Annotated in this window: 11 protein-coding genes; 8 read left to right on the forward strand and 3 right to left on the reverse strand. The window is 41.0% G+C overall.

Annotation, left to right across the window (positions count from 1 at the left end; translation table 11 throughout):
- The 3 genes from J4N24_RS04020 to J4N24_RS04030 all read left to right on the forward strand — a co-directional run.
- Positions 1-2,358, forward strand: a 2,358-nt coding sequence (locus tag J4N24_RS04020) for a T9SS type B sorting domain-containing protein (RefSeq protein ID WP_207532373.1), incomplete at its 5' end; no start/stop codon positions are given.
- 32 nt (positions 2,359-2,390) lie between these two features.
- The gene (locus J4N24_RS04025) at positions 2,391-3,401 is read left to right on the forward strand and encodes a PorP/SprF family type IX secretion system membrane protein (protein WP_207532374.1); all 1,011 of its coding nucleotides are present in this window, start codon (positions 2,391-2,393) and stop codon (positions 3,399-3,401) included.
- Positions 3,402-3,454: 53 nt separating this feature from the next.
- The gene (locus tag J4N24_RS04030) at positions 3,455-5,380 is read left to right on the forward strand and encodes an OmpA family protein (protein ID WP_207532375.1); all 1,926 of its coding nucleotides are present in this window, start codon (positions 3,455-3,457) and stop codon (positions 5,378-5,380) included.
- A gap of 65 nt (positions 5,381-5,445) precedes the next feature.
- Here the strand turns inward: J4N24_RS04030 and J4N24_RS04035 are convergent, their stop codons facing one another.
- Both J4N24_RS04035 and J4N24_RS04040 read right to left on the reverse strand, forming a co-directional pair.
- Positions 5,446-5,895 (reverse strand): SH3 domain-containing protein, encoded by a 450-nt coding sequence (locus J4N24_RS04035; RefSeq protein ID WP_207532376.1) that lies wholly within the window; start codon positions 5,893-5,895, stop codon positions 5,446-5,448.
- Between the two features lie 5 nt (positions 5,896-5,900).
- Positions 5,901-6,281 (reverse strand): lipocalin family protein, encoded by a 381-nt coding sequence (locus J4N24_RS04040; RefSeq protein ID WP_207532377.1) that lies wholly within the window; start codon positions 6,279-6,281, stop codon positions 5,901-5,903.
- A gap of 135 nt (positions 6,282-6,416) precedes the next feature.
- On the opposite strand from J4N24_RS04040, the gene J4N24_RS04045 reads away from it, so the two are divergent.
- From J4N24_RS04045 to J4N24_RS04055, 3 genes are all read left to right on the forward strand, one after another.
- Positions 6,417-6,839, forward strand: coding sequence for a hypothetical protein (locus tag J4N24_RS04045; protein ID WP_207532378.1), 423 nt, complete (start codon positions 6,417-6,419; stop codon positions 6,837-6,839).
- Between the two features lie 192 nt (positions 6,840-7,031).
- A complete protein-coding gene (locus J4N24_RS04050) occupies positions 7,032-7,925 on the forward strand; it encodes a glycerophosphodiester phosphodiesterase family protein (protein ID WP_207532379.1) in 894 nt (297 codons plus the stop codon).
- Between the two features lie 107 nt (positions 7,926-8,032).
- Positions 8,033-8,842 carry a DUF1206 domain-containing protein gene (locus J4N24_RS04055; protein ID WP_207532380.1) on the forward strand — a complete coding sequence of 270 codons (810 nt, stop codon included), beginning with the start codon at positions 8,033-8,035 and terminating at the stop codon, positions 8,840-8,842.
- 205 nt (positions 8,843-9,047) lie between these two features.
- Here the strand turns inward: J4N24_RS04055 and J4N24_RS04060 are convergent, their stop codons facing one another.
- Positions 9,048-9,827 (reverse strand): formate/nitrite transporter family protein, encoded by a 780-nt coding sequence (locus J4N24_RS04060; protein ID WP_207532381.1) that lies wholly within the window; start codon positions 9,825-9,827, stop codon positions 9,048-9,050.
- A 225-nt stretch (positions 9,828-10,052) separates the two neighbouring features.
- Between J4N24_RS04060 and J4N24_RS04065 the strand changes: the two genes are divergently transcribed.
- Together J4N24_RS04065 and J4N24_RS04070 are read left to right on the forward strand one after the other, a co-directional pair.
- Entirely contained in the window at positions 10,053-11,588 is a 1,536-nt protein-coding gene (locus J4N24_RS04065) for a SulP family inorganic anion transporter (protein WP_207532382.1), read from the forward strand.
- 139 nt (positions 11,589-11,727) lie between these two features.
- On the forward strand, positions 11,728-12,513 hold the full coding sequence (locus J4N24_RS04070) for a leucyl/phenylalanyl-tRNA--protein transferase (protein ID WP_207532383.1): 786 nt from the start codon (positions 11,728-11,730) through the stop codon (positions 12,511-12,513).
- Positions 12,514-12,550 lie beyond the last annotated feature (37 nt).

A 12,550-nucleotide genomic window follows, 5' to 3' on the forward strand; every position in this document is an offset into this window, starting at 1 on the left:
TCTGCTTTACTTGCAGTAGTAGTAACCTCTAAAACTGATGTTACCGTTAAAGGTGCATCAACAGGGGCTATTGATATCACTATTAGCGGTGGAACTGGGCCTTATACTTTTGCATGGAGCAATGGTGCTACTACAGAAAATCTTACCGGTCTTGCTGCAGGTACGTATACACTAACCGTTACTGATAAAAATGGTATAACCACTACAGCTTCGGCTACTATCACTGAGCCTTCCGCTCTATTAGCCGCTGTAGTAACTTCTAAAACGGATGTCACTGTTAAAGGTGCTTCAACCGGGGCTATTGATATCTCTGTATCTGGTGGTACTTCTCCTTATTCTTATGCATGGAGTAATGGTGCTACTACAGAAGATCTTACCGGTCTTGCAGCTGGTACTTACTCAGTTACTGTTACTGATAAAAACGGAATAACTACAACTGCTTCAGCAACTATCACTGAGCCTTCTGCTTTACTTGCAGCAGTAGTCACTTCTAAAACTGATATAACCGTTAAAGGTGCATCAACTGGAGCAATTAATATCACTGTAAGTGGTGGAACTGCCCCTTACACTTATTCTTGGAGCAACGGTGCCACTACAGAAGATCTTACTGGTCTTGCTGTTGGTACTTATACCCTGACGGTTACTGATAAAAACGGAATAACAGAAACTGCTACCGTTACTATTAATGAGCCTTCTGCTCTACTTGCTGCAGTAGTAACTTCTAAAACCGATGTTACGGTTACAGGTGCTTCAACTGGAGCTATTGACATTACTGTGACTGGTGGAACTGGGCCTTATACTTATGCATGGAATAATGGTGCTACTACACAGGACCTTAATGGTCTTGCTGCTGGAACATACACACTTACTATTACTGATAAAAATGGCGTAACCACCACTGCCTCTGTCACTATCGCTCAGCCGTCTGCGATTCTTGCAGTAAACGTGGTTAACAAAACAGATATAATCACTTTCGGTGCTTCTACTGGTGCGGTAACTGTATCTGGTGCGGGTGGTACTGGTCCTTACGAGTACAAACTGAGTAATGGAGCTTACCAGTCAAACGGAAGCTTCTCTGGTCTTGCAGCCGGTACTTATACTGTTACAATCAAAGATGCTAACGGTATTACGGCCACTACTTCTGTCACTATCGCTCAGCCTTCTGCAGCCCTTTCAGTTAACCTAGTAACGAAAACTGATGTAACTACATTCGGTGCTTCTACAGGTGCAGTAACCGTTGCCGGGTCTGGTGGTACTGGTCCTTATCAGTACAAATTGGGTAATGGAGCTTACCAAACAAACGGAAGCTTCTCTGGTCTTGCTGCCGGAACGTATCCTGTAACTATCAAAGATAACAACGGTATTACGGCTACCACTACTATAACTATTGCACAGCCTTCTGCAGCCCTTTCAGTTAACCTAGTTAACAAAACTGATGTAACTACATTCGGTGCTTCTACAGGTGCAGTAACCGTTTCCGGGTCTGGTGGTACTGGTCCTTACGAATACAAACTCGGTAATGGAGCTTATCAGGCAAGCGGAAGCTTCTCTGGTCTTACAGCCGGTGCATATACTGTAACTATCAAAGATGCCAATGGCGTTATCAGCACTACTACGGTAACTATTAATCAGCCTTCTACAGGTTTAAGCTTAGCTGTTTCAACAAAAGCTAACGTAAATATTTACAATACAGCAACGGGATCGGTAACACTGGTTGCAGCCGGAGGAACCGCACCGTATGAGTATAAGCTCGATGCAGGATCCTTCCAGCAATCTGCAGTGTTCAATAACCTAAGGGCGAAAACCTACACAGGTACAGTGAAAGATGCTAATGGCATCAGCGCTACCGTAACCTTTACTATTGAGCAACCAGCAGCACTAACATTAATACTGGTTTCTAAGCGAGATGTGATGCTAGGTGAAACAAATGCCGGTACCATTAAAGTAAAGGCTGAAGGCGGAGTTGGTCCCTACACCTTTAAGCTTGCTAACGGCAACTATCAGGCCTCTGAATCTTTTGAAAATCTCCTTGCCGGCACTTATCATGTAAGCGTAAAAGACGCAAATGGGGCAACTCAGGAAATTGAGGTAACCATCAATGGAGTTAGCGTATCAAATGTGTTTACTCCTAATGGAGATGGGATGAATGACACTTTTGAAATTGTTGGACTTGAGAACTATGATAGTGCCGACCTCACCATTTTTAATAGATGGGGTAATGAGGTTTATCGGGATAGTAAATATAAAAATACCTGGGACGGGACGGGTTTGAATGCAGGCACGTATTTCTTCATCCTTAAGCTTAACAAAACGGGCAAACAGGAAACGAGAAAAGGATGGGTATTAATACAACGGTAACATCTGAAATGAAAACTTTTTATACCACTAGAATGGCAAAATTTAACAGCGGCAAATTATTAATGGGACTACTCCTGCTTATTTCAGGAATAGCCCCTGCCCTGGCTCAACAAAACGTACAGTTCACGCAGTACATCTTTAACTCTTTAAGTGTAAACCCTGCTTATGCGGGCTACAAAGAAGAATGGTTTGCTCAAATGGCACTGCGTAAGCAATGGTCAGGGATAAAAGATGCTCCGCAAACTGGTCAGGTTTCAATTGATGGGATCCTGGATCCCGAGAAGAAGAGAATGGGATTAGGTTTACAGCTGGCAGCAGATAAACTAGGTCCTCAGTTGTCCAATTCGGCATACCTTAATTATGCATATCGCCTTCAGCTTAATAGTGATGATACCAAAAGATTATCCTTTGGACTTGGTGCCGGAGTTACGCAAAACTCAGTTGATCCCTCTAAATTAAGTGCAATAAACGGTTCTGACCAATATCTACCGAAAGGAGGAACTACTGATATTGTTCCTGATATCCGTTTCGGTGCCTACTACTATTCTCCAAAATTCTATATGGGCTTATCCTTAATGGATGCTCTTAGCAGCGCTTCTAATGTTTCTGCAACAAGTGATCCAAATACGATCCAACCCGTGAAGCATATGCGTCACTTATATTTGATATCCGGCCTATTATTTAATCTGGAAAATCAAATCAAGTTGCGTCCAAGCATCTTGTATAAGGAAGATTTTAAAGGCCCCTCTAGTGTCGATTTGAATGCTATGCTTATTTTCAACGATCGTTTCTGGATTGGCGCTGGTTATAGAACAGGAGCAAAGCTTTGGAAAAAAGACTACCAGGAGGGCCAGGGTATCACCAGTGTAAACTCTATTTCGGGAATAGCCCAGTTCTACATCAATAACAACTTACGTCTTGGCTATTCCTACGATTACTCCACTAGCAGCCTTCGGGAGATAGAAAGCGGGTCTCATGAAATTACACTGGGACTAACTATTCCGCCTAAAGCCTACCGTATTCTAAGTCCAAGGTTTTTTTAATCAGAACCAAAATTTAAAACACAAGAAGCAATTAAATGAAGAGCAGCTTTTGTATGAAAAAGAAAATGATAGGTCTTCTTTTCTCCGTATTTTTTGGAACAAACCTTTATGCTCAGGAGCAACAAGGAATACGAGAGAAAGCTGATTTACTTTATAATAAATACGAATACGCCAAAGCCGTTGTCCTCTATGAGAAGATAGCAAAGAAGGATGCTGACCTGACGGTGATGCAAAATCTTGCTAATTCCTATCTTAAGATGAAGAGGTATGACGAGGCTGGTAAGTGGTATGGGCAGGTGATCGACGATAGAAAGAGGACCATTGCTGATCTTTTAGCTTATGCTCGCGTTTTAAAATTAAACGGAAAATACAAAGAAGCGAAAGGGGCTTTTAATGCTTACGAAGTAGCATCAGGAAAATCTGCAAAAATCGAACGGGCTGGATGTGATTCTGCGTTAAAATGGCTAGCTTCTCCAACCACTCATATCCTGCAAAATGAGAAAATACTGAATTCTTCTCTTTCCAATTATAGTGTTACCATTATTAAAGACTCTGTTTACTTTGTGGCTGAGCCCGAGGAAAAGTATACAGATAAGTATGGCTGGACAGGAAACAGTTATAGCAGGATCTTTGCAGCGGCTAAAAAAGATGGAATGATCTCCGCTCCTGGCATTGCTGCAGCAAGTTTTAATAAGGGGACTTTACATATTGGACCTTTTTGTGCTGATAAAAACGGAAACACATTGTTTGTCACCAAAACTAATTCAGGGTCGGAAGCATTACTGCAAAGGCAGAGTTCTGAAAAATTCCACTCGAAGGTGCTGGAGATCTATATTTATTCAAAGGATGCTTACGGAAGCTGGAAAGGAACGCCATTCAAGTACAACAATGTAAAAGCTTGGTCAGTAGGACATCCTGCCTTAAGTCCGGATGAAAACATTCTCTACTTTGTCTCTGATATGCCAGGAGGTTTAGGAGGTACAGATGTTTGGTACACTGTTAAGGGCAGGGATGGTTCCTGGTCTGATCCACAGAATTGTGGGCCTAATATTAATACAGAAGGAAATGAGTTATTCCCTGTCATGAAGGAAAATGGCACCTTATTTTTTTCCAGTGATACAAGGGCAGGGATGGGTGGCCTTGATATTTTCAGCAGCACAGGGTCAGCAAACAAATGGTCTGAAGCACAAAATCTTAAATACCCAATAAACTCATCAGCCGACGACTTTAGCTTCGTGGAGATCAGTAATAAAACTGGCAGTACGGGATACCTTTCCTCAAACCGTGCAGGAGGAATAGGTGCTGATGACATTTACTCTTTTTCCTATACAACTCCTGTTAAAATTATCCTTGCTGTAAAAGGAACAGTGATGAACAAGAAGTATAAAAGCTCGGTTTCCGATGCTTCAATCACACTGTACTCTGAAAATAAAAAGATAGCAGACAAAAAAAGCAGTAATGTTAAAGGAGGGTTCTATTTTGAATTAAACAAAGATTCAAAGTATGCACTAAAAGCAAGAAAGCCCGGATTCCTTCCGGATTCTTTGTCCTTTACTACAAACGAAATCAAGGTTTCAGATACCTTAGAGTTTACCATGAACCTGGATCCTTTAGAGAAAGGGAAAACCATTCAACTTGACAATATTTTTTATGACTTGGGAAAAGACAACATTAGATCTGATGCTGCTTTAATCCTGAACGGACTTGAACTGCTAATGCGTGAGAATCCGAAGTTAAAAATAGAACTCTCCTCTCACACCGATAGCAGGGGTAAAGATGCTTACAATCTTAGCCTTTCGCAACGTAGGGCTCAATCCGCCGTGAATTATCTAATAAGCAGGGGAATTGCTAAGGAGCGTATGATTGCCAAAGGCTATGGGGAAACAAAGCTGATTAACAAATGTGGGAACACTGCAACCTGTACAGAAGAAGAGCATCAAAAGAACAGGAGGACAGAGTTTACCATCCTTTCTAATTAATGAAAAGATCGGTTCTAGGGATATAAAAGACCTGCCACAAAGATTATGGGGCAGGTCTTCTAATGTTAAACTTGTTCTAAATAATTCTTTGCGCAGAAACCCTCTACTCCTGCATCGGTCTTTACATAATACCAATCATTATACATTCGTTTGATTAGTTGTACAGAGGAATTGTGAGCGGCCTTTCCAATAATTTCATACTCGGTACCTGGTCCTTTCCTGATGTTAAGGTTTGACTCTTTTGTTACAACTTTCATTTTAATGTTCTTCGCAGTAAGATCCTCCATCTCTAATAGATTGGTGATTTGTGTAACTCCTTGCTGGGTCTTCAAGGTGGCCACAACCTTTTCAGCTGTAGCCATATCAGGTACAGTTCCTGCAACTGTTAAATTCCCGTTTACGTTTGCCACCTTCAGATCGTGAACAGTCAGTCCCGCTTTCTGTAAAATGGCATTATAGTCGTTTACCTGCTGCTGATTTGCAACGGCTTTGTTCACATTATCAAATAGTCCCATAGTTATTATTTTTGAGCGGTAAGGCTTACTGTATTACCATTATTCTTTAATACCAGTTCCTCATCAGACAATTTCTCAATCGTATAAACCGAGTTACTTTTACCAGCCTGAGAAATTGTGGAAAGATTTTTACCCTCTTTATCCAGACTGAAGGTTCCCTGATCTGCGCCGATACCCCCTGAGGAAGTATAATGTCCGTCTTTGGTAAATACCATTTGTGATCCGGACAGCATTTGAGACTTTATAGAGTCAGGTAGCTCTGTTGCTGTTTCAATATCGGTTACCTGCCATGTTTTCGCCAGCTTTTTAACTGGATCTTTTCCGCATGACGCAAGCATAAAGCCCATCACTGCAAAAAATAAAGTGGTTTTTCTCAATGTTTTCATAGTTAAATTTATTCTTGCTTAACACCTTTTCAAAGGTGTTGTTTCTTTGAGTATCCGATCTGTTAAGGCATTATAATTGGAACCATTTTTGAAGAACATACCAAAACAGATCATTTACCTAAGAATAGAAAAACAATGTTTGATCAGATTTTAGATCTTGTAAAAGATCAGATAGGCGGAAATCCGCAGGTGGCAAATGCTATCCCTGCAGAAAGAAAAGATGAAGTAAATCATGAGGTGGCAACACAGCTGGATCATAATCTAAAACAACAGGCAGCAAGTCAGGGTGGCATAGGAGGACTTCTCTCACAACTGTCTAACAGTATGACCTCCGGTAGCCCTGTTACAAATGCTATTCAAGGTGGAGTTGTTGGTGCACTAGCAAGCAAATTAGGATTACCTCCGGCTGCTACTGGAGCAATTGCAGCTGCCTTGCCTGGTATTCTACAGAAGTTTGCTCATAAAGCAAATGACCCAAATGATTCAAGTATCACCCCTGAGGGATTGTCCAGATCTTTAGGGGTTGATTTAGGTGGATTAGGAGGCTTATTTAAGTAAGGTCGAATATTCAGGAACCCTTTAATCAGGCCTCTTAACAGCTACAGGAAGAAGAGACTTTGAGATTAGATCTATATCTCTCAAATTCCCTTCTTCCTGTTATAATTATTAAAACCTAAACCAGGCCTCTTCGGTTTAAAGAAATAACTTTCTGTTAAACTCTACTTAATATTACTGGCGAAATTTAGCAGGATGTTTAAAATTATCTTCCCTGCTCTCCTTGCAGGCCTTATTGTAGTTGGATTCAAGTCTGTAGAAACATTGGACGTAAAAGTAGAATGGCCAGGGTTTAGTAGAGAGGCGCATCGCGGAGGACGGGGACTTGCTCCTGAAAATACTATTCCTGCGATGATTGATGCTCTTGACAGAAACATCACTACTCTGGAGATGGACTGCCAGATAACTGCCGATGGTGAAGTGATTGTTAGTCACGATTCTAAGATAAATACTCAGTTCAGCCTATCAGGATCAGGGAAAGAGATTGGAAAGGAGGAGGCAGAAAAACTGATATTGTTTCAGATGAGCTATGAGGAGATCAGGAAGTTTGATGTAGGCTCGAAAGCTTATCTTAAGTTCCCGAGACAAAAAAAGATCAATACATACATTCCCAAACTTGGTGATTTGATTGACTCTGTACAAGAAAACATAAGAATCAATAAGCGGAAACAGGTATTTTATAATATAGAGACAAAAATAAGTCCGGAGGGGGACAACAAATTACATCCTGAACCTGAGAAATTCGTAGAACTTCTGATGAATGTTATTAATCAAAAACGCATTTCGCCTTGGGTGATCATTCAATCGTTTGATCCTCGCACTTTAGAAATCATTCATCGCAACTATCCTGAAGTTAAAACCTCATTCTTAGTAGCGGCAGGCGACTTTAATACGAATTTAAAAAAACTCAGCTTTAAACCTGATGTATACAGTCCAATGTTCTCGTTGGTAAATAAGGAACTTATAGCCGAAGTTCATGAGAAAAACATTAAAATAATTCCGTGGACAGTTAACGAGGGAGAAAAAATAGATGAGCTAAAAAAAATGGGAACGGATGGAATTATCAGCGATTACCCCGACCTTTTCTAAATAACACAAGACTAAAAGATCTATCAGGGATACATAAACTTTAAGACTTCATTACAAAACAAGCAGAGATACTGAACAGTTGTACAAGGGTAACAATTAGAAAGCACTTGTATTTACAAAAAAATTCACCCTACATACGATTAATTGCAAAGGCAGGGCTCTTTGCCAAAGGTGTTGTATATTGTCTCATTGGGTCTTTTGCTATTATGGCAGCCTTCCATATTAATGGACATTCTTCAAAGAATAGTGATAGAACTGGAGTAATACAGAATCTATTAAGTCAACCTTTTGGAAGAGTAGCGTTGCTTCTGATTTCAGTTGGATTACTCTGTTATAGCGTTTGGCGTATCCTTCAAAGTTTTTTAGATCTTTCTAATAAAGGTAATAAGGCAAAAGGGATAGGTCAACGGTTTACTTATTTTTTCAGTGGTTTAACATACCTGTCAATTGCATTTTTTGCTGCAAAAGCATTTTTTGAACAGAGGGCAGAGTCGGATGGGGATTCCTACTCCGATCTCTCACAGAAATTGCTGGGTGCCCCAGGCGGAGCATGGTTACTGATCATTGCCTCTTTGATACTAGCAGGAATTGGGATTTACCAAATCTGGTACGGTATTAAAGAAAAGCACCGAAAGCACATAGACCTTCAGTCGCTCGATTCCAGGGCGGCGGCTACCCTGTTAAGAGCAGGGAAAGTAGGATATATTTCCAGAGGAATAGTTTGGCTAATTATTGCTTTTCTATTTGTCAAGGCAGCTTCCCACCGGAATCCTTCAGAAGCAGGAGATACCGGAGAAGCACTCAGTTTCATCCAACATGGTCCTTTCGGATCTTATATTCTGGTTATGATTGCCCTCGGGCTAATTTGCTACGGTGTTACTAATTTTTTAAGAGCCTTCTTTGAAAGGATTGCTTAAAACGGTCCTACAAGTATTTAGCCTTTCAGTGCTTTAATTAACCTGCAAACCCCAATCCTGATTTTCAGATTACATTTATTCCAGTTTTATCTACTAATTTGCTCCCCATTACTAAAAGGTGGAACATTTGTTGCCGCCTTTTCAGTAGTGGAAAAGGGATTGCCCTGACGCTCTCATAGCTCGGGGCTTTTTTATGTCTTAAAGATCAGACTTCTTCCCTGTTTAGGTAATTATAGAAAGCTCCCATCATTAGTGTTCCTCCAAGTATATTTCCAAGGGTTACCGGGATAAGATTATGAATTACACCATCTACAGAAATAGTCCCGGGATGATCTAGAACAAGGGCAATTGCAAAAGTACACATGTTAGCTACACTATGCTCATAGCCGGAAATAAAGAAACAAAACACAAAAAGTACCATTGTAAACAGCTTCGGCCCATCTCCCTTCAACGCCATAGGAATAAAAAATGCCATACAAACCAGCCAATTGCATAATATCCCTCTAAAGAACAGCTCTCCTGTCGGTATGTGCATTTTGTGACTAACCAGGTTGAGTAAAAAGCTATTCACCGTACTTTCTTTATAAAGCCCCGTTCCCAGGATCAGTAAGGCAAAAACGCAAGCTCGCAAAATGTTGCCCAGGTAACTTAAAGCCCACATCTTTAGAACTGTCTTCCATGAAAGTTCCTTTTGTAGGGCCGCGTAAGTAAAATAAAAGGTATTCCCTGTAAATAGGTCTCCTCCCCCATAGGCAATCAAAATAATGGCCGAACCAAAAGTAAAGGCAGCCATCGGATAAGCGAATGGTGAATGTGTCAGGTAAAAATAATTACCGGTTTTAAAGGCTACTATTACACCGAAGCCGATGAACATACTAGCCATCATAGAGCGTAGTATAAATTTCATACGGCTCTGCTTAAATACTTTGTACTTTTTCAAAGCCAGGTGTACCACGTTCTTTAATGGTTCTTCTTCCATTGCCATAATTATCCTATTACAGTATGATTCTTTTTATGTTTTAAATCCATCCAGGCTAATTTTTAGAATCCCAATGATCGCAAATTTCATTTCCCTACCTTTGCACCAATGATCAATGCTATTTTGAATAATCAAATATCACCGCCTTGAGCAATGATCCATCCCTTCGGATTGATTCATCTACTGCAAAAGCTAATTTAATCATCAAAATTTCCAATTTAACACTTGAGGATGAAACCTTACGTACGTCTTTTTGACTTTTCCAAACAAGTTAATTATAAAAACGAAGTTCTCGCCGGTCTCACCGTTGCAATGACAATGATGCCGGAATCCCTTTCATTTGCCATTCTTGCAGGCTTCCCCCCATTAGTAGGGCTATATGCCGCTTTCATTATGGGTCTTATCACCTCCATTTTCGGGGGACGACCAGGATTAATATCAGGAGGGGCGGGAGCCACAGTAGTGGTCTTGATAGCTCTGATGAAATCGCATGGACTCGAATATGTTTTCGCCACTGTTGCCCTGGCTGGCCTGATTCAAATATTAGTTGGATTATTTAAGCTGGGCAAATTTGTTCGACTGGTACCACAACCGGTAATGTATGGTTTTGTTAACGGACTTGCAGTGATCATATTTACAGCTCAATTCGAACAGTTTAAAATTGTTGTAGATGGACAGGTCAGCTGGATGAGTGGACAGCCTCTGATAATTATGGGGAGCCTGGTAGCAGCCACTATTGCTCTGGTGATCTTTATACCCAGGATCACTAAGGCTATTCCACCTTCCCTTGGAGCTATTATCGTTATTTTTCTTGTTGTACTTGGCTTCAATATTGACACCCGGACCGTAAAAGATATTGCATCAGTAAGCGGCGGTTTCCCTCCTTTTCACATCCCAAATATTCCTCTTTCTTTAGAAACCTTAAAACTCATTTTCCCCTATGCTGTGGTTATGGCAGGTGTAGGATTAACCGAAGGGCTTTTAACCCTTAACCTTGTTGACGAAATTACCTCCAGTAGAGGAAACACAAACAGAGAGTGCATTGCGCAAGGTGGAGCAAATATTTTGAACGGATTCTTCTTTGGGATGGGCGGATGTCCCATGATTGCACAAACCCTGGTTAATCTTTCTGCAGGTTCACGTGCGCGACTTGCCGGTATCATCGCCTCTCTCACTATCTTGTTGATCATTCTATTTGGCGCGCCTGTCATCGAAAGGGTTCCAATGGCAGCTCTAACAGGGGTCATGATCATGGTGGCTATTGGCACCTTTGAGTGGCTTAGCTTCAGGATCATTAATAAAATGCCAAAACAGGATGTAATTGTGATGATAGCAGTTACAGCAATCACCATTTGGCTTCATAACCTTGCTCTTGCTGTTCTTATCGGTGTTATTATTTCCGCCCTTGTTTTTGCATGGGATAGTGCTACCCGGATAAGGGCAAGAAAATACGTAGACACTACAGGGGTTAAGCACTATGAAATTTACGGACCTCTATTTTTCGGTTCTGTAGCTAATTTCATTGAAAAGTTTGATGTAGAAAATGACCCCGTGGAAGTTATCATCGATTTTAAGGATAGCCGGGTGGCAGACATGTCGGGCATTGAGGCCTTGAATAAATTGACCGGACGGTATCAAAAGGAGGGCAAGAAATTACATTTGAAGCATTTAAGCGAAGATTGCCGCCTTTTGCTAAAGAATGCTTCATCGGTTATCGATGTGAATATATTGGAGGACCCACACTATCATGTGGCAGCCGATAAGTAGGATATGAAAGGGCCAGATCTGGTAATGGAAGCCTGACGGAATGTGAAAGCATTAGCACAAACTGTTACGCAAGTATACAATTTGGTTTTTCTAATAGCGGGTTGAATCCTTCTTCCTATCTTCAACTAAAATCATTCCTATGAATCCATTAGTTGAAAAGGTAGCAGATCTGATCCCGGATAAGGTAAGAGCATCGATTAAAAAACGGACACAGGACTCTCTTTTTTCAGCCTTATCGAAGGTTTCAGGAGGCAGGCACAAAGCCTTATTGTGGACCTACAGTAACTTTGAGATGAATGCTTACAGCATTTTACTCAGGGGTTACTTCCAGGGTCTCATACCCCTTCCGAATATGTCCAATGGGCAATTTGTTGAATGGCATGATCCGGAATACCGCGGTATTGTTCCTATTGAAGATTTCAGGGCAAGAGGAGATTTGATGCGAGTGCTGAAGAAGAATCAGAGCTTGACCGATGAAAAGAGATTTATAGTAAAGATAAATACAGACTTTAAGAAAACGATTGAAAGTTGTGCCAAGCCCAGAAAGAGAACAAAACGGACTTGGTTGACACCCGCATTTATTGAGGCCGCAATGCAGTTACATGATATGGGTATTGCTCACAGTATTGAGACATATCAGAACGGAGAGTTAGTTGGCGGCGTTATTGGCTTTGCTATTAATGGCTATTTCGGAGATATAACCCTTTTCCATTTTGTTGACAACGCAAGCAAGGTGGCCTACTATCACTTGTTGTTAAAATTGAAAGAAAGCGGTTTTACCTTGCATGATTCAGGCTGGGGTAACACCTGGTTCAGCCAATTCAATTTGATCAATATGCACCGGGAAGAATTTAAACGGAATCTTACCCAGGCCATGATCACCCACGTGAAAATGAATGATGTTGTTCCAAAGCTTTACTTCTAGCCACCTAACACCCTCTGAGAAGTACGCAGCCATTCCC

This window comes from Desertivirga arenae (assembly GCF_017355785.1).
Lineage (GTDB): Bacteria > Bacteroidota > Bacteroidia > Sphingobacteriales > Sphingobacteriaceae > Desertivirga > Desertivirga arenae.